The organism is Diaphorobacter sp. J5-51 (assembly GCF_001023515.1).
GTDB lineage: Bacteria > Pseudomonadota > Gammaproteobacteria > Burkholderiales > Burkholderiaceae_C > Diaphorobacter > Diaphorobacter nitroreducens.
In genome coordinates this window covers 29,452-48,059 of sequence record NZ_JSYI01000123.1, presented here as the reverse complement: position 1 = coordinate 48,059, position 18,608 = coordinate 29,452, and the positions used below count along the sequence as shown (strand labels likewise).

At 58.2% G+C, this 18,608-nt stretch carries 16 protein-coding genes and 1 pseudogene; 2 read left to right on the top strand and 15 right to left on the bottom strand.

Annotated features, from left to right (window positions below; genetic code table 11):
* Positions 1–43 precede the first annotated feature (43 nt).
* The 13 genes and pseudogenes from OX89_RS15295 to OX89_RS15240 form a co-directional block, all read right to left on the bottom strand.
* A pseudogene (locus tag OX89_RS15295) lies at positions 44–1,819 on the bottom strand (NADP-dependent malic enzyme); the annotation flags it as partial.
* Between the two features lie 29 nt (positions 1,820–1,848).
* Entirely contained in the window at positions 1,849–2,766 is a 918-nt protein-coding gene (gene cysM, locus OX89_RS15290; protein ID WP_003460350.1) for a cysteine synthase CysM, read from the bottom strand.
* A gap of 48 nt (positions 2,767–2,814) precedes the next feature.
* Positions 2,815–3,633: a methylenetetrahydrofolate reductase gene (locus OX89_RS15285; RefSeq protein WP_199856262.1), complete on the bottom strand. Its 819-nt coding sequence runs from the start codon at positions 3,631–3,633 to the stop codon at positions 2,815–2,817.
* Between the two features lie 118 nt (positions 3,634–3,751).
* Entirely contained in the window at positions 3,752–4,966 is a 1,215-nt protein-coding gene (locus OX89_RS15280) for an MFS transporter (protein ID WP_197541233.1), read from the bottom strand.
* Positions 4,963–5,925: a 4-hydroxy-tetrahydrodipicolinate synthase gene (gene dapA, locus OX89_RS15275; protein ID WP_047351269.1), complete on the bottom strand. Its 963-nt coding sequence runs from the start codon at positions 5,923–5,925 to the stop codon at positions 4,963–4,965. The genes OX89_RS15280 and dapA overlap by 4 nt, the downstream gene beginning before the upstream one ends.
* Before the next feature lie 21 nt (positions 5,926–5,946).
* On the bottom strand, positions 5,947–7,170 hold the full coding sequence (locus tag OX89_RS15270) for an acetylornithine/succinyldiaminopimelate transaminase (protein WP_047351268.1): 1,224 nt from the start codon (positions 7,168–7,170) through the stop codon (positions 5,947–5,949).
* Positions 7,167–8,288: a histidinol-phosphate transaminase gene (gene hisC, locus OX89_RS15265; protein ID WP_047351267.1), complete on the bottom strand. Its 1,122-nt coding sequence runs from the start codon at positions 8,286–8,288 to the stop codon at positions 7,167–7,169. Before hisC ends, OX89_RS15270 begins: the two co-directional genes overlap by 4 nt.
* A gap of 21 nt (positions 8,289–8,309) precedes the next feature.
* Positions 8,310–9,410 (bottom strand): 3-phosphoserine/phosphohydroxythreonine transaminase, encoded by a 1,101-nt coding sequence (gene serC / locus OX89_RS15260; protein ID WP_157497516.1) that lies wholly within the window; start codon positions 9,408–9,410, stop codon positions 8,310–8,312.
* Between the two features lie 73 nt (positions 9,411–9,483).
* Positions 9,484–9,630, bottom strand: coding sequence for a DUF2474 domain-containing protein (locus OX89_RS18285; protein ID WP_084002079.1), 147 nt, complete (start codon positions 9,628–9,630; stop codon positions 9,484–9,486).
* Positions 9,631–10,638, bottom strand: a complete 1,008-nt coding sequence (gene cydB / locus OX89_RS15255) for a cytochrome d ubiquinol oxidase subunit II (RefSeq protein WP_047351266.1) — start codon at positions 10,636–10,638, stop codon at positions 9,631–9,633. It lies immediately after the preceding gene.
* 15 nt (positions 10,639–10,653) lie between these two features.
* Complete coding sequence (locus OX89_RS15250; protein WP_047351265.1) at positions 10,654–12,069, bottom strand: cytochrome ubiquinol oxidase subunit I; 1,416 nt, start codon at positions 12,067–12,069, stop codon at positions 10,654–10,656.
* 8 nt (positions 12,070–12,077) lie between these two features.
* Complete coding sequence (locus tag OX89_RS15245) at positions 12,078–12,557, bottom strand: DUF934 domain-containing protein (RefSeq protein ID WP_047351264.1); 480 nt, start codon at positions 12,555–12,557, stop codon at positions 12,078–12,080.
* Positions 12,544–14,553, bottom strand: coding sequence for a DUF2849 domain-containing protein (locus tag OX89_RS15240; RefSeq protein ID WP_047351263.1), 2,010 nt, complete (start codon positions 14,551–14,553; stop codon positions 12,544–12,546). Before OX89_RS15240 ends, OX89_RS15245 begins: the two co-directional genes overlap by 14 nt.
* Before the next feature lie 168 nt (positions 14,554–14,721).
* On the opposite strand from OX89_RS15240, the gene OX89_RS15235 reads away from it, so the two are divergent.
* On the top strand, positions 14,722–16,125 hold the full coding sequence (locus OX89_RS15235) for a PLP-dependent aminotransferase family protein (protein WP_047351262.1): 1,404 nt from the start codon (positions 14,722–14,724) through the stop codon (positions 16,123–16,125).
* A 172-nt stretch (positions 16,126–16,297) separates the two neighbouring features.
* On the top strand, positions 16,298–16,939 hold the full coding sequence (locus tag OX89_RS15230) for a bifunctional 4-hydroxy-2-oxoglutarate aldolase/2-dehydro-3-deoxy-phosphogluconate aldolase (protein WP_047351261.1): 642 nt from the start codon (positions 16,298–16,300) through the stop codon (positions 16,937–16,939).
* A 424-nt stretch (positions 16,940–17,363) separates the two neighbouring features.
* Here the strand turns inward: OX89_RS15230 and OX89_RS18280 are convergent, their stop codons facing one another.
* Positions 17,364–17,981, bottom strand: a complete 618-nt coding sequence (locus tag OX89_RS18280) for a DUF6436 domain-containing protein (protein ID WP_157497514.1) — start codon at positions 17,979–17,981, stop codon at positions 17,364–17,366.
* Between the two features lie 161 nt (positions 17,982–18,142).
* Entirely contained in the window at positions 18,143–18,577 is a 435-nt protein-coding gene (gene merR, locus OX89_RS15225; RefSeq protein WP_036991831.1) for an Hg(II)-responsive transcriptional regulator, read from the bottom strand.
* Between the last annotated feature and the right edge of the window lie 31 nt (positions 18,578–18,608).

Below are 18,608 nucleotides of genomic sequence, written 5' to 3'. Positions count from 1 at the left end.
ACCGATTTAGTGGGTTCGCTCGGGCTCAAGTCCGACAGGCTCCTAGCAGCAGGATGTTCATCGCAGCGTAGTTCGTGACGCCGTCCTTTTTTCCTAGAACCTGGTCGATGAAACGCAGGTGGTCGTGATAGCCGCTGACCGTTCCGCAGATCATGCCGTCGGCGTCACCCAGGTGAACCATCATGGCGCCGATCAGCGTCAGGCGGCGGCGCATTTCAACGCGCGCCATTTCCTTGGTGATGCCGCGGCGGCACATCATTTCCCAGTAGGTCGTCCAGTACTGGTTGAACCGTTCATCGTGCTCGGGATTGGTTACCTCGACATCATGGTCGAGCTTGAGACGCAGGCCGAACTTCTCGATGCGAGAGCGCAGTACGGATGGGCGGCCTACCAGAATGGGGCGTGCCAGCGTTTCGTCAACGATGACTTGGACGGCCCGCAGGACGCGCTCGTCCTCGGCCTCTGTAAAGACGATGCGCGCCCGCCCGCCGTTGGTCACGAGTTGCTTGGCCGCGGCGAACAGCGGTTTCATGAAAGCGCCAGAGTGATAGACGAATTGCTGAAGTTGGGCTCGGTAGGCGTCGAGGTCAGCCAGCGGGCGCGTAGCCACGCCGTCATCCATGGCAGCCTTGGCCACGGCCGGTGCAATCCGGACGATGAGGCGAGGGTCAAATGGCTTGGGAATCAGATATTGCGGGCCGAACGAGAGGCCGTAGGAGCCATACGCGGCTGCGACGACGTCGTTTTGCTCTTCCTGAGCGAGGTCGGCGATCGCATGGACGGCAGCTTTCTCCATTTCACGAGTAATCGTCGTCGCGCCCACGTCCAACGCACCGCGGAAGATATAGGGGAAGCACAGCACGTTATTGACCTGATTCGGGTAGTCCGAACGTCCCGTCGCCATGACGATGTCATCGCGCACAGACAGCGCGGCTTCCGGCAGGATTTCAGGGTTGGGGTTGGCCAGGGCCAGTATCAACGGGCGCGGCCCCATGGCGGCTACCATCTCCGGCTTCAACACGCCGCCGGCCGACAGACCCAGGAAAACGTCGGCACCCTCGATCACCTCGATCAGCTTGCGTGCCTCGGTCTTTTGCGCGAAGCGCACTTTGTCCTGGTCCATCAACACGGTGCGACCTTCATAGACCACACCCTCGATGTCGGTCACCCAGATGTTCTCCAGCGGCAGGCCCAAGTCCACCATCAGGTCCAGGCAGGCCAGGGCTGCAGCGCCCGCACCGGACGTGACGACCTTGACCTTCTTGATGTCCTTGCCCACGACCTTCAGGCCATTGATGAACGCAGCCGATACGGTGATCGCGGTGCCGTGCTGGTCGTCATGGAATACGGGAATTCGCATGCGCTCACGCAGCTTGCGTTCGACAACGAAACACTCAGGAGCCTTGATGTCTTCGAGGTTGATACCGCCAAAAGTCGGCTCAAGGACCGCGATGATTTCGACCAGTTTGTCGGGGTCGGTCTCGTTGATCTCGATGTCGAACACATCCAGACCGGCGAACTTCTTGAAGAGTACCGCCTTGCCTTCCATGACGGGCTTGGAGGCAAGCGCACCAATGTTTCCCAGTCCAAGCACCGCGGTCCCGTTGGTGATCACTCCTACCAGGTTGCCGCGGCCGGTGAAGCGGAAGACGTTGGCGGGGTCCGAGACGATTTCCTCGCATGCGGCGGCTACGCCTGGCGAATAGGCTACTGCTAGATCTCGCTGTGTCACCAGCGGCTTGGTAGGCGTCACCGAGATTTTTCCCGGTACGGGAAACTCGTGGTAATCCAGGGCGGCCTGTCTGTCGGTTGTGTTCATTTCAGTTTTTCTTCCTATCGGTTCCAGGATCACGATTTCGTGTGTGGGAAAAGGCCCGTCGATAGGTAGCGGTCGCCCCTGTCGCACACGACGAAGACGATGGTTGCGTCTTCAACCTTCTTCGAAATTTCCAGCGCCGCCCAGCAAGCACCACCCGACGACGCTCCACAAAAAATGCCTTCTTGCTTGGCGAGCCTTCTTGCCATGTCCTCGGCATCTGTTTGGTGGACATTGATCAATTCATCCACTGCCTCTGGACGGAAGATGCTGGGGCGATATGCCTCTGGCCACTTTCGAATACCGGGGATGCGGGAGCCTTCCTCGGGCTGAACGCCGACGATGCGAATTCCCGGGTTCACTTCCTTGAGATATCTCGACACTCCGGTGATTGTTCCGGTCGTACCCATGGCGCTGACGAAGTGCGTGATTCGTCCCTGGCTCTGTCTCCAGATCTCCGGGCCTGTCGTTTCGTAGTGAATGAGTGGGTTGTCGGTATTGCCAAACTGGTCAAGGACCCGCCCGCGACCTTCCTGCTGCAGTCGGGTCGCCGCATCGCGCGCATACTCCATCCCGCCTTCCTTTGGCGTGAGCAGAACATCGGCTCCGAAGGCTTTCATGGTTTGAATGCGCTCGACGGAGCTGTCCTCCGGCATGAGGATCAGCATCTTGTAGCCGCGGATCGCAGCCACCATCGCCAACGCGATTCCTGTGTTTCCCGACGTAGCCTCGATCAGGGTGTCGCCAGGATGGATGTCGCCACGCTGTTCCGCGCGACGAATCATGGATAGCGCGGCCCGATCCTTGACTGAGCCTCCGGGGTTGTTCCCTTCCAGTTTCCCGAGGACAGTGTTTCTTCTTGGCCGATTATTTTGCGCGTCCACATGCCCGAGTGCGATCAGTGGCGTGTTTCCGATTTGGTCCTCAAGAAGGCTGTGACGTACGTCCATATAGTTTTCATCTCCAACGCGTTGAAAGGCATTCCATCTTCATTGGCATCAATGAAGCCAACGACTCTTTTCCTCCCAGCCGTTGAACCATTGGAGCGCTTTCTCCAAGTTGCCCAATGGGTAGAGGTGCAGGCTCAGCGGGCCCAGTTCGAGGCGTTCGGTACTCTCGAGCAACTCGGTCAGAAACCGGTCTGGCCCAGCCGAGTTCAACAGGGATGTCGTCTCCCATCCGTAACGCTGGAGCAACTCAACAGAAGTTCTGACGCGACAGAGCTTGGCAAACTTGAGTATTCCGGAGACACCGGCTGGACTGGGGATGCCAATTCGAATCGGCGCTTTTATGCCTATTCCCCTGACTCGCTGAATCCAGGCGATGACGGCCAGAGCATCGAATGAAAGCTGGGTGGTGATTTCCACATGCAGCCCCTTGGCCTTCAACGCCTCCACCTTGCGTTGCAGGCTATCCAAAAGAATGGCGCCTTCTATACGTGGATGCCCCTCTGGGTAGCCGGCGATACCGATGGCACTGATATTGGTCTCATCCAGGTATGACCCATTAATCACGTCCAGTGAGTCCCTGAATGGCCCACGTGGCACGGCTGGGTCGCCGCCGACAAGGAAGAGGTCTCTTACCCCTTTGATCTGTACAGCCTGATGCAAAAACGAACGTAGTGCTCCTTCCGAGGTGAATCGCCGTGCTGAAACAATCGGTCGTGGAGTGAGCCCCGACGATCGAAGCACATCGATCGCGACGATCCGCTCCTTGGCGGATTCCGCATCAATGAAAGCGATGTTGACCGAGGTGTTGGGAGGCAAATGGGACGCCATATAGGCGAAGCGAAGCGCACCGCCTGCTGTGGTTTCCAAGGAGGGCGTCTGGAAAATAGATGTGCGGACCGCATCCATAAGTATTCATCTCGGGCAAAGTGTTCGTGGGCTCAGGCCACTGGGTGGTAGGGACGGAGTGAGAGATCGCTCACCATTGCTACGGTTTCGGTGTTTCGTTGCGAAACAGGCGGATTGCGATCAGCGCCAGCACCGCCTCGACCGCGGCAAACATCCCGAAAGCAATGGGAAATCCTGCGTCCATGAGCTGACGAAAAGCGAGGCTACCGATCCCGAAGCCAAGAAACAGGGTGCACACGTTCAAGCCCATTGCCTGGCCGGGCCGGTCGCGTCCCACATCCGTGACGATTCCTGCAAGGAGAGGCTGGGTCATGTCATACCCGAGCGAGAGCATGACGACGGGCAGCAAGAACCAGGCAAGTGGCAGATCCTCAACCAACATCAGTACCGCAATCGTGCTCAACCCAAGCCCGAGGGGAAGCAATCGTCCGCGGCCGAACCTGTCGGCGGCACGCCCAATCAGCGGTCCGAGTAGTAAGCCAGGGACCCCGTAGCCAAGGAGTGCAATGCCAATATGCTGCGGCGACAGGCCGTATCTCTGGTCAAGATAGACAGCTAGCCAGGTGAAGACGCCAGAGTGGAACATCGAGTTCACCAGCACGTAGCCATAAGTGCGGGCACCCCGAGGACTTCTAAGCAACTCCCCATAGCCGGTGAGGACAGAGGAGAAGGTCATCGGCGGCATCTTCATTCCCCGCGATAGCCATTCGCGTCTGCACCACAGCAGAACGAGCGTAAGCGATGCCATGCAGGCGACGAGGACCATGACACCTTGCCAGCCAATGGCAGGAGAGATCACCACGCCAAGAGGGGCCCCCACTGCCATGCCGCCGGCCATGGCACCGAAGATCCATCCCAGGGGCCGGCCGCGCTCGGCGTAGGGATACAGCTTGGCCACGACCACCAATGCAAGGGGGACGATTCCGCTTGCCGCAACACCGGTGATCGCGCGCAATATGATCAGGGTCTCAACGGTCCTGCTCAACGCCGTTGCGAGCACCAGCAAGACGAAGAGCGCGAGGGAGCTCAGCATGACCTTGCCAATACCCAGGCGATCAGCGAGCAGGCCAGTGACGAGTGTCGCGATCCCGTAAGGGATCAGGTACGCCGGCACGGCCAAACCAGCTTCGCGCGCCTCTACCTTGAAGAACGACGCGAGTTCAGGAAGCATCGGTGCGATCGCGTAGGCCTGGAAGAAAACGACAAAGGTCGCGAACGCCAAGAGCACCAAAAGTCGTTCCCGGCCTGCCTGGCCAGAATCGGAACTTGCCGCCATATCAATCGGGTGGCTCATTGGGAGGCTGGCGATCGACGTGCGGGAGGCGGATCGATCAGATCGAATCCGGGGCCGGGAGAGTGCAGCCGAATTCCGGCGTCTCCCATGGCGCTGGTCACTGTGTCGACGTACTGGGCCGACAACGGGGTGAGCGGCAGACGCATGCCCTCGGGGATCAGGCCCATCCGCGCCATCGCCCATTTCACCGGAATCGGGTTGGACTCGATGAAGAGCGCTTGATTGATCGCCGCCAGCCGGCGGCTCAAGCTACGGACAGTTGCGACGTCGCCTGCCAGAGCGGCTGCACAAAGCTCGTGCATGCTGCTGGGAAGGATGTTGGCTGTGACCGAAATATTTCCCTTCGCTCCCATGAGGATCAGTGCCGCGGCCGTCGCGTCGTCGCCACTGTAGATAGAGAAGCTCGGCGACAGCCTGTGCAAGAGTTCGTTTGCGCGTCCGATGTCTCCAGTGGCGTCCTTCAACCCCACTACGCCGTCCACTTCTGACAGCGCCAGAATGGTTTCCACCGTCATGCTGGTGATCGTGCGGCTTGGAACGTCGTACAGAATCACTGGACCGTCGCCGGCCTCGACCACAGCGCGAAAATGTTGATAGATGCCAGCCTGCGTTGGTTTGTTGTAGTACGGGACAACGGAGAGGCAGGCGGCAACACCAACTTTCTGTGCTGCGCGTGTCAGTTCGATGGCTTCGCTGGTCGAATTCGCACCGGTTCCTCCGATGATGGGGATGCGACCTGCTGCATGTTCCACCGAGACTCGTATCAACTCGATATGGTCGTCGGTCGAGATCGTTGCCGTCTCTCCGGTCGATCCCATGATGACCAGCCCATCAGTGCCCTGATCGATGTGCCAATCAATCAGCTTTCGGAAGATGTCCCATTCAATGGCACCGTCCGAGGTCATCGGCGTGACCAGCGCCACCAGGCTTCCGCATATTGCCGAATACTTCGCTTCCATGGTTTTATCTCCTGCCCAAATTCACATCGCCACCGTTTCTCTGGATAGCTGCTTTACAGCTTTTGCCAGTCGGGCCAATCCTTCGTCGATCTCTTCGGTCTCAATGACCAAACTGGGCGCAAGCCGAATCACATCCGGTCCTGCCTGCAACACCATCACGCCATGCTCAAGACAGCAGTCCATCACATGCTTTGCTTGGCCCTTCCAGCGATCATTCAGCACGCAGCCAAGAAGCAAGCCGATGCCGCGCACTTCCTTGAACAGGTCGTAGCGCTTGCCGATAACGGTCAATGCCGAAACGAAGTGGGTATGCCGAATCTGGACGCCGCGCAACAGCTCGGGCCGGTCTATGAGCTTCAGTGCCGTCTCGCCTACTGCACATGCCAGCGGGTTGCCACCGAAGGTGCTGCCGTGGGTGCCAAACTCCAGGTGTCTTGCGGCTTCCTTGGTGGCAAGCATCGCCGCCAACGGGAAGCCGCAACCAATGGCCTTGGCCAAGGTCATGACGTCCGGGACGACATCGAAGTGCTCGTATCCGAAAAGGGTTCCCAGGCGGCCCATGCCTGTCTGCACTTCATCGAATATCAAGAGCGCGCCATGGGTGTCGCAAAGTTCACGGGCGCGTTGCAGGTACGCGCGGCTGGCGGGCAAGACGCCGCTTTCCCCCTGCACTGGTTCAATCACGACAGCGCAGGTACGGCTTGATACGGCTGCCTCCAATGCCTGGATGTCGTTGAACGCGACATGCCGGATGCCCTTGATCGGCGGACCGAACCCTTCGGAGTACTTCGGCTGGCCCGCCACACTGACCGTGAACAGTGATCGGCCATGGAAACTGTTCAAGTTCGCAACGATCTCATGCTTGTCCTCGCCGCCAGTACGAACGCCGTAGCGTCTGGCGAGCTTGAATGCCGCCTCGTTGGCCTCGGCGCCGGAATTGGCGAAGAAGACCCGGTCGGCGAACGAGGCCTGCGTTAGCGCGTGGGCCAGCCGCATGGCCGGCTCGTTGGTGAAGATGTTCGATGTGTGCCAGAGACGCTGCGCCTGCAGCGTGAGCGCTTCAACAAGGTCCGGATGGCAGTGGCCCAAGGCATTGACTGCAATACCGCCGGCAAAGTCGATGTACTCAGTGCCATCCTGATCCCAAACGCGTGCACCACGCCCGTCGACGGGAACGACAGACACGGGAGCGTAGTTGGGCACCATGACATGTTCGTAAAGGTCTCGCGATACGGCTACATTCATTGCTGCACTCCTTCCCGCAAAATGCCCTCGAGCGTCGCAAGAAGCCGCGAATTTTCGGATTCGAGCCCCACCGAAATGCGGAGGTGATGGGGCATCCCGTAGCCGTCCATGGGCCGAACGATGATGCCTTTGGCCAGGAGCGCTTCGTAGATCGCTTTAGCGGGACGTTCAAAATCGACGGTGACGAAGTTCGTACGCGAAGGAATCCATGCGACGCCCAACCGAGAAAAGCCATCCTGCAGCTGTTTCAAGCCCTGCCGGTTCACTTCACGCCCCTGTCGCAGATAGTCGTGATCATCAAGCGCGGCACAGGCACCCGCCAGCGCCAGGCTGTTGACGTTGAACGGCTGCCGGACCCGATTCAGGATCTCGGCGATCTCGGGCGACGATGCCGCGTAGCCAACCCGCAAGCCTGCCAGCCCGTAGGCCTTGCACAAGCTTCGGGTCACGATCAGGTTGGGATAGCGCGACAGATAGGCCAGACCGTCAGGCAAGGCCGGATCTTCTGCATACTCGATGTAGGCTTCATCCAGGACGACAAGTGTCTCAAGAGGAACCCTGTCCATGAACGCCTCGAACTGCGCACATTCAAACCATGTGCCGGTCGGGTTGTTTGGATTAGCGAGAAAGACGACGCGCGTGTCCCGGTCGATCGCTTTCAAGATCAGTTCGAGGTCGTTTCCCCACTCGCGAGCGGGTATCTCACGCACCTGCGCGCCAGCGGCAATCGTCGCGGACGCATAGACCGAGAAAGCGTACTGACTGAACACCGCATTGCGGCCGGCACAAAGAAATGACTGAGCGATCGTGATCAACAGCTCGTTCGAGCCGTTGCCAAGAGTAAGCCCATCCGGGTTCAACCCGAACTTGTCCCGGAGCTTGTTTTTCAGCCGATGTCCCGTGCCATCGGGATAGCGGGTAATGGTTTGAAGCGCCTGTTGAATCGCACGAAGAACATTCGGATTGGCGGCCAGGGGGCTCTCGTTGCTCGCCAGCTTGATGATGCTTTCGGCGCTTTGCCCCGTCTCTCGTTCCAGTTCCTCGATGGCCTTTCCGGGTACATAGGGTGCCAGGCGATGAACCTCGCTGACGGCAAGCGACAGATAGTTGATAGTCACGATGAAAATAGTCCGTTGATGTTAGCCATGACGCTGTTCGAACTCAGCCATGTAGCCGGCCAGTGCCGTGACAGCGTCTTCCGAGACGGCGTTGTAGATCGAGGCACGAATGCCGCCTTTGGCCCGGTGTCCCTTCAAGCCCAGAAAGCCTTGCTCGGCGGCACCGTCGAGAAATACCTTTTCAAGCGTTTGGTCGCAGAGCCGAAAAGGAACATTCATATGGGAGCGATCGGCATGCGATATGTCGTTGACATAGAAGCCGCTGCGGTCGATCTGGTTGTAAAGGATGTCCTTCTTGCGTAGATTTCTCGCGCGCATGGCTTCCAGCCCGCCGAGTGATCTGATCCACTGAAACACCAGACCTGACGCGTACCAGGCGAACGTCGCGGGTGTGTTGTACATGGAGTCATGCTCTGCGATCACGCCGTAGTTCAGGATGTCCGGGCAGTACGGATGGACGCGACCCAGCAGGTCCTCGCGAACGATCACCAATGTCATCCCGCTCGGGCCGATGTTCTTCTGCGCCCCTGCGTAGATCAGGCCGAATCGGGATACGTCCAGCGGGCCAGAAAGAATGTTTGCCGAGAAGTCCGCGACAAGTGGGATTTCATCGCCGATATCCGGTATCCAATGAAACTCCAGCCCATCTATGGTTTCGTTCGCGGTGTAGTGAAGATAGGCCGGCGCCGCGGAGATTCGCCATTCAGGCTCGCGCGGAATGGATTGCGGCGCAACGTCGCGGATCGAGGCTGCGATGTTCACCTCGGCATATCGACCAGCTGCGTCAATGGCCTTGCGGGACCAATGTCCGGTATCGATGTAGTCGCAAATTCGCGGTTCGTGGAGCAGATTCATGGGAATCTGGGAGAACTGTTGGGCGCCTCCGCCTTGCAGGAACAGAATCCGGTAGTGTTCAGGTACGCCCAGCAAGTCGCGCAGGTCCCTGCTCATCTGTTCCGCCATTTCCACGAAGTCGGGCGAGCGATGACTGACTTCCATGACGGAGGCACCAGTCTCACGCCAGTTCAACAGTTCAGTCTGAATCTGCGCCAGAACAGGTTCCGGGAGCGCAGCAGGTCCTGCGCTGAAGTTGTAGGCTCTTTTGGCCATTTCCATCGTCATTCGGCTCTTTCAGTCGTGTTGCTCGGGAACTGCTGGACGTTTTGTTGCAGCAGCCGGTCTTTGTTTTGAAGCATCAGGTGCTCATCCCAACCAGGCGCATGACTAGTCGCATACCGAGCGCGACGATGCCCAGTGCAGCGACGCTGCAGAACCAGATCAAGATCAGCCATCCGACGCGCCGCAAGGTTTCGCGGCGCGGGTGAGTAGATGGAGCGCCCATTCAGTGGTACCCCTCGCCAACTTTGACCTTTCCGCGGAAGACGTAATAGGCCCACGCCGAATAGCCGAGGATCATGGGAATGATTAGCAGCGCCCCGACCAAGGTGAATCCCAGGCTTTCAGAAGGTGCCGCTGCATCCCAGATGGAAAGCGATGGAGGCACGATGTTGGGCCAGATACTGATGACAAATCCTGTGTAGCCCAGAAAAATCAGGACCAGTGACCAGACGAAGGGCCCAGCATGAGGGTCGTCATTGAGCGTGCGCTGGATGTAGTACGTTGCAGCTGCTACGAGAACTGGAACCGGCGCGAAGAACCAGATGTTTGGCAGGCTGAACCATCGATCGGAAATCGCTTGATCGGCCAATGGCGTCCAGATCGAAGCAATGGCAATGGCCACCAACACGGCAAATGTGGTCGGCTTGGCGATCCGGATCATCTGCCGTTGTAGGTCGCCTTCGGTCTTGAGCACGAGCCAAGTCGATCCCAATAGCGCGTAAGCAATGACGACCCCTATACCCGTAAAGACGGAGAACGGCGTCAGCCAGTCCATGATCCCGGCGGCTGAGCGACCTCCGACGATCTCAACACCGTCGATGAACGCCCCCAGGATCGCACCTTGGAAGAATGCGGCGACGAACGAGCCCAGCATGAAGGCCTTGTCCCAGAATGGCTTGTGGGCATCGTCGGCCTTGAAGCGGAACTCGAAAGACACCCCGCGCCAGATTAGTCCGAGCAGCATCAAGATGGCCGGAACATAGAAGGCGCTGAGCAAGATCGCGTAGGCTTTGGGGAAGGCCGCCATGAGGCCCGCTCCACCCAGCACGAGCCAGGTCTCATTGCCGTCCCAAACCGGCGCGACACTGTTGACCATGGCGTCGCGGTGGCTGCGGTCCTTGACGAATGGAAAGAGAATTCCGATCCCGAGGTCGAAGCCGTCGGCAATGACATACATCATCACGCCGAAGCCGATGATCAGAAGCCAGATCAGTGGAAGATCGATACCCATGTCATAGCTCCTTTGTCAAACGTCGGTCGAGGTGGGTTGAGCGGGGTCCGTTGCAGCGGAAAGCGGACGTGCAGGTCGCTGATCCAGTGCATCCCCATCGGGCGGGTTCTCGTTAGAATCCGGGCCTCTCCCAATCAGCTTGAGCATGTAGCCGATGCCCGTCCCGAACACCGCGGCATACACCACAAGCAGCACGACCAAGGTGACACTAAGCGTCAGTGCCGAGTGGTTCGAGACCGCGTCTGCGGTGCGCATCAACCCATAGACGACCCACGGCTGGCGTCCAATTTCCGTGACGTACCAACCGGCCAAAAGCGCAATCAGTCCCGACGGTCCCATGAGCAAGGCGAATCGCAGCAGCGCGCGCGATTCGTAGGCTCGCCGGCGCCAGTGCGACCATGCGCTCCAGAGCGCAAGGACGAGCATCAACATACCCAACCCCACCATGACGCGGAAGGTCCAGAACACAATCGTCGCGTTGGGTCGGTCTTCTCGAGCGAACTCCTTCAACCCTGGGTACTGTCCGCTCCATTCGTGGGTCAGAATCAGGCTGCTAAGGTTCGGAATCTCGATTTTGTAGCGGGTGGTCTCGGCATCCATGTCAGGCCAGCCGAAGAGGATCAACGGGACACCTTCGCCTGGCTTGTTTTCCCAATGTCCTTCCATGGCAGCGACCTTCGCTGGCTGGTGTTCGAGCGTGTTCAGGCCGTGCAGGTCGCCGATGAAGACCTGAAGGGGAGCTGTCACGAGCAGTGACCACAGGGCCATGGAGAACATTTTCTTGACCTCGCGCCCGCGGTTACCCTTGAGAAGATGCCAAGCACCCGACGCACCGACCAGTAGCGCGGTGGAGATGAACGCAGCCATCACCATGTGTGCGAGTCGATAGGGAAAGGACGGGTTGAAGATGACCGCGATCCAATCCACCGGCACCACCACGCCATTGATGACCTCGTGTCCCTGCGGCGTCTGCATCCAGCTGTTGGAGGCCAAGATCCAGGTGGCGGAGATCAATGTTCCAATCGCCACCATAACCGTGGCGAAGAAGTGCAGGCGTGGGCCGACCTTGTTCCAGCCAAACAGCATCACGCCGAGAAAGCCTGCTTCGAGGAAGAACGCCGTGAGGACCTCGTAGGTGAGCAGTGGGCCGGTAATGCTGCCGGCGAATTCGGAGTACTGGCTCCAGTTGGTGCCGAACTGGTAGGCCATCACCAGACCCGACACCACGCCCATTCCGAAGTTGACCGCGAAAATCTTGGACCAGAAGTGGTACAGGGTCTTGTAGACCGCATCCTGTTTTTTCAACCACAATCCTTCGAGGATGGCGAGATACGTTGCCAGCCCGATGGTGATGGCGGGAAAGATGATGTGGACCGTGATCGTGAATCCGAATTGAATTCGCGCCAGCTCGAGTGCAGTGAGGTTGAACATGGCTATACCTACCTATTCTGGGAGAGACGATCCAATAGTGTCCGTGGACGCGCCTTGGATTGATCCAGCGCCATCGCTGCCTCTTTCCATCGGACCAGCGGTATCGCTGCTTCGGCGAGCACGCTGGTGTACCCGCACTGGATCAGCATCGAGAATTGGTCAGGCAGCAACGGACCGGCAGCGCGGATGTCGCCGTCGTAGCGATGACGCTCCCGAAGCACTCGCGCCAACGTGAACCCTCGACCATCACGGGATTTAGGGAACTCGATGACGACCACGCGCGTTCGATTGAGCAAGGCAAGCAGGTCGGCGGGGTCTTGGTCTCCAGTAACCCAGACCCCAGTCGCGGTCTTGCCGAACTGTTCTTGGTATGTGTCCCATTGCGATAACAGTACAACGCGGTGGTCGGCCTCGGTCAGTTCTTGATCGTCAACTGGGTACTGATAAGGGTCTGCCAATGGCGTTCCCGCTGTGTCAATGAGTGTCATGAAGTGCCTCCTTGAACAGGCCGATCCCCACGCGACGATAGGTGTCGATGAAGGTTTCGTTCTCGCTGCGATTTTTGAGATAGATGTCGTCAATCGCTTCGATGACGTCTGGAACGCTGTCGTAGCCCACCGAAGGGCCCAGGATCGTTCCGACCGCAGCGCTTTCGTCGGCGCTGCCGCCCAGGCTTATCTGGTAGGACTCCTTACCGCTCTTGTCCAGACCGAGGATGCCGATGTGGGCCACGTGATGATGCGCGCACGCATTGATGCAGCCCGACACATTGAGTTTGAGTTCACCGATTTCGCGCTGCTTGGCCTCATCGAATCGCAGCGCAATACGCTGTGCAACGGGCACGGAGCGCGCTGTGGCCAGACTGCAGTAGTCCATCCCCGGGCAAGCGATGGAGTCCGATATGAGGCCGATATTGGGTGTTGCCAATCCCGCCCTACGCAGCGCCTTCCAGACCGTATAGAGCTGGCTGAGTTCCACATGGGGAAGCACCAGGTTTTGCTCATGAGACACACGAATCTCATTGAGTGAATAGGTTTCCGCCAGGTCGGCAAGCGCTACCATTTCTTCTGCACTGATGTCGCCGGGAATGCCCCCCGCAGGTTTGAGCGAGATCACGGCGCTTATATAGCCCGGGCATCTGTGCGGGTGCGTGTTGTTGCGAACCCAGTGGCCAAACTCTGGATCGGCCTCCAGCATGAGTTCGTGCTCCGGCGATACCGCAGAAAGTTCAGCGAAGTCAGGTGCCACGAATCGCTCACGAATGGCCTGAACGATATCGGGCTCGAGATACTGACGGTCTGCCGGAAGGTTGGTGAACTCATCCTCGATCATCTCGATGAACTTCGCAGGCTTGAGCTCGCGCACAAGGATCTTGATGCGCGCCTTGTAGATGTTGTCCCGGCGCCCCAAGGTGTTGTACACGCGCAGGATTGCCTCTACGTAGCGCAGCAGCTCGCGCTCGGGCAGCCAGTCTCGGACTTTTGTGCCGACGATAGGCGTGCGTCCCAGGCCGCCGCCGGCATAGATCTGAAAGCCAACCTCGCCTGCGTCATTCTTTCTGGCGAGGATGCCTATGTCGTGGAACCGCACTGCAGCGCGGTCAACGGGGCTGCCGGTAATGGCGATCTTGAACTTGCGCGGCAGATAGGTGAACTCGGGGTGATCGGTGGACCACTGCCGCAATATCTCTGCATGCACCCGCGGATCGACCACTTCGTCCAGGGCGGCGCCCGCAAAATGATCGGTCGTGACGTTGCGGATGCAATTACCGCTTGTCTGAATGCAGTGCAGGTCTGCGTCTGCGAGCACGGACAGAATTTCGGGCGAATCCGACAGGCGCGGCCAATTGAACTGCATGTTCTGACGCGTCGTGAAGTGGCCATAGCCCTTGTCGTAGGTCTTCGCCACGTAGGCCAACTGTCGCATCTGGATGGCGCTGAGCGTGCCATAGGGAATGGCCACGCGCAGCATGTAGCCGTGCAACTGCAGGTACAGGCCATTCATCAGTCTGTAGACCTTGAATGCCTCTTCGTCGAGCTCACCCGAAAGGCGCCGTGCAACTTGCTGCTCGAACTGCTGAGCGCGCGTCTTGAGGAACTCGCGCTCCGACGGGTCGTAGCGGTACACGCCCGCATGCGCGACCTCGACGGGCACGACAGGTCTCTCGCGAACGGTGCTGAGCACCCCCGCACTCTCGGCTTGCTTGCCGAAATCCGGACGTACGGAAGGGCCGCGAGATCGCAGCTGTTCGCGGTAGTCGATCGGTAGCGGCAGTCCTTCAACGATCTGGGCAGCGCGTGGTGTCGGCCCAACGATCAGATTCTGCCCAACCGCATGCTCAGCTGCGAGCTTGGCTCCTTCGAGGCGCTCATCGTCAAAGGCACAGGCCAGCTCCAGGGTATCGACCCATTCAAGAGCATCGTTGAGCCACACGACCGCGCCATCGTCAAGCCGGTTCGCAGAGATCAGGTGGTGGTCTTTCATCGGGGTGCATCTCCATCACGGAACACTCGGCGCCGAGGACATGAAGACCCCCAACGCCACCTCATCGCCGGGCATGAGAACCATACAACTTTAAAACGTATGGTAAATATGAGACAATGTACGGCAATTATAATCTCCATTGTATGGATTGACAACCGAGGAATTCATATGGCTACTCGCAACGACGCGAGGGGGGAAGCCCGTGCAGGCTGGATCAAGCAACTGACACCAGGTGCCGGGCCGAGATACCTACAGATCGCAGATCTGATCGGTCAAGCCATCGACTCTGGCGAGCTTGTTGCCGGCGATCTGATTCCGGCACAGCGGTGGCTGGCTTCCAAACTGAATGTAGACCTGACCACCGTGACACGCGCCTATACAGAGGCACGTAACCGTGGGTTGATCGCAGCCTATAGCGGCCGTGGTTCATTCGTGATCGGCTCGGCTGCGACGCAAGAGCATGGTGAGATCGATCTCGCGATGAACATACCGCCTCAGCTCGCGGCGGGGTCCATGGCCGACCTGGTGAGGACCGGTATTCAGGAAGTACTGGCGCGTCAGCCTATCGAGACCCTATCCCAGTACCAGGATGGGTTGTCCAATCGGTCAGCAATTCAGGCCGCACAGGCTTGGCTCAGGCCAGCGCTTGACGGGCTGTCGGGCCAGGACCTGATTGCGTGTGCAGGTGCGCAAGCAGCTATCGCCGGCATCTTGGGTGCAATGGCCCGGGCTGGAGATACGGTTCTTTGCGAGCCGTTGACCTACCCAGGGTTTCTTCATGCTGCCAGGCAGTTGGGTCTAAAAGTGATGGCGGTGGACGCAGACGAGGACGGTGTCATGCCTGATGCGATCGAACGTTGCCACGCTGCCAGCGGAGCGAACCTGATCTATCTGAACCCGACGCTACAGAATCCAACTGCACGCACGATGCCAGAAAGTCGTCGACGCGACATCTCAAGCACGCTAGATCGGCTCGACATGACGTTGATCGAGGATGACCCGTACCGATACTTGGTCAGCGACGCTCCGCCTCCAATCACGACTTTGAGCGGGGGCAAGGGTGCCTATTACCTGGCGACCATGTCCAAGTGCATCTGGCCCAGCCTGCGGACGGCTTTTGTTATGCCGCCACCGGGGACGGACGTCTCCCGCCTACAGCAGGCGTTGCGAGTATCGGGGACGGGATCTGCACTTCTCCTGGCACTCGCTGAGCAATGGATACGTAGCGGGGTGGCAAGTCACATCATCCAGGAGATTCAGCGCGAGACGCGGGCGCGTCAGACGCTCGCCAGATCTCTTCTGCCTGAAGATGCCTACGCCCATCCGACTGGCCTACACATCTGGCTTCCCTTGCCAACGCATTGGAACCAGCACCTCTTTGCCCATGCGCTTGAGGACCACAAGGTGGCGGTAGCTTGCTCGGAATCCTTTAACGCGTCAGCCAAAGCGTGTGATGCCATCCGCATCTCCACAGGGGGAGCATCCAACCAAACCTTGCTGAGGCTGGCGCTCACCAAAGTCGCGAAGCTGCTCAAGGAGGATCGCCGACTGGGCTCGAGAGCGATCGTGTGAGGACGTCCCTACGTCTCGGACCTTATACCGATATGCATACAAGATATGTATAATAAACATACAACATACGAATTAATCCATACATTGAGGATGCGTATGTTTTTTATGGGGCCGACGTGAAGGTCCGATGTGGAGGCGTATGCCTTTTCCACCCTTATAAGAGTTGACTCAAATGAACAAACTAGACGTCCTAAACCGCATCGGTACTTCAAAGATAGTTGCGATCATTCGAGAAGATGATCCGGATGTCGCCTTCAAAGCTGCGATGGCATGCGTCGAAGGTGGCATCAGTTGTTTGGAAATTGCCCTGACAACCCCTTGCGGGCTTGACGTCGTTGAGAGTCTGGCAAAGATGGAAGACGTGACCGTGGGCGCCGGGACCGTATTGGACCCGGAAACGGCCAAAGCAGCAATCCAGGTGGGGGCAGCGTTTTTATTGTCACCTGCCGTCGATCCGGCCGTGATCCGCATGTGCTCTCAGTATGGAGTCGTATCAATACCGGGAGCGTTCTCACCGACCGAAGTCGTTAACGCGTTGGTGGCAGGCGCAGACATCATAAAAATATTCCCTGCGAGCACACTTGGTCCAAGTCATATTCAGAGCATTGCGGCGCCATTGCCGCAGGCGCTCTTTCTACCGAGCGGTGGCGTTACCGTGGAGAACTTTAACGATTGGTTTGTCAAGGGCGTGCTGGCGGTTGGTGTCGGGGGTTATCTGACCTCAACTGCGGCCGCGGGAGACTACGCCTCCGTGACAACGAAGGCGCAGAAGTTTGTGGAGCTTGCTCGCGCTCGGACCGTTCCAAATGTCTGATGCGCCGGCCGAGCAGGTGAGCACGCTCAGTTCGCTAACTGAGAGAGAGCGTGACGAACTGGCAGATTTCGTTCGGCAATCTCATGGACCGCTATTGTCGCGTGCGGCATTCGCTGACGCGCTCTGCCTAGTACTTGAAGATGTCTCGGGCTTTGAGAACCCCAGCCCGGACATGCTCGCGGACTTGATCTGCATCATCTGGGATTGTTATCGATCGATCTCCACCCAGTTGGCCGGTAATGAAGCTCGCGGTTAGCGTAATCGTAATGGATGAGATCCGAGTGACTTCGAGGGTAGCGACTTTGAGCACTGGCGAATTGCCAAGTTTGCTAGCGCAACATGACCACGTCTGGTACTGGTAAAGCACTCAAGCCGTGCTGGCCGTAGTGGTGCGAATAACTTGAAACCAAGCGTATTCTTTTATTCATTCCAGCGACAGTAACAGCCAACAGCCAACAGCCAGCATGCCGAATGGCTCAACCGCTTGCCCCGCAACCAGTTTGTCGATGATCGGCTCAACAAAGCTGTTTGCTGATGTGCATACCATACCGAGGCTGTAGGGGCCCGCATAAGCCAAGCGTCCGTCGGCACCCCATATTGCAACTGAAGGACTGGCAGGAATCTTGTCCATTCCTTCAATGCCATCCAGCGGGGTCAGTTTACCTTGGAGAAACGAAGGAAGTTCCCCTGTTGTCCCAGGCTTCCTCACACTATAAAAGTCGATGTTTGCGCGTCGATACATACTTATCAAATAGCTCAAATGAGCGCCGGTCTCTCGATTACAGACTTTGCAGGCTGGATCCCAAAAATGAACGATCCGAATTCGTCCCGTCGGTCCCGCCAGGTTATCGGGTAGGCGCAGGCCTGAATCGTCGAAAACGATCGCCTGCTCAGCAAAACTGCTAAGCCCCCCGAAGCCAAAGTAATTCCATAGAGCAGTTCCCATAGAAAACATGGCCAACACACCAAGGGAGATAAAAACCTTCCGAGAGTTGTTCTTTATAAACCGATACGACTTGGCTAGACGCGCTTCAATGCTCATTAAAATTGATCCATTGCTAAGGGCGCTCCTGAAACTTGTGCATGTATTGCTTTTCCATCTCCACATGTCATTTTCAGAAGGTGACTGCACGGAATATCAAGAGTCGGCTGCACAGTCTTTTCTGATCTGTGGTCGTCTCAGAAAACGGAAAATAAAGCACGCTAAGCTGTGGAAGCCCCTGCCAAGCTCGTTCCACCTTGCAACGACGCAATCAGCGGACACGAAACATTCCCCTGCCGCGAATGGCAGGCGCACACCAGGTCAGACAGCACAGCCTCCATGCGCGCCAAATCGGCCATCCTCTCGCGCACGTCCTTGAGCTTGTGCTCGGCCAGGCTGCTGGCTTCCTCGCAATGGGTGCCATCCTCCAGCCGCAGCAGCTCGGCGATCTCATCCAGGCTGAAGCCCAACCGCTGGGCTGATTTCACGAAGCGCACCCGCGTTACATCCGTCTCGCCATAGCGGCGAATGCTGCCGTAAGGCTTGTCCGGTTCCGGGAGCAAGCCCTTGCGCTGATAGAACCGGATGGTCTCCACATTGACCCCGGCCGTCCTGGCGAAAACGCCAATGGTCAGGTTCTCCAAATTGTTTTCCATATCGCTTGACTCCGTACATAACTACGGAAGT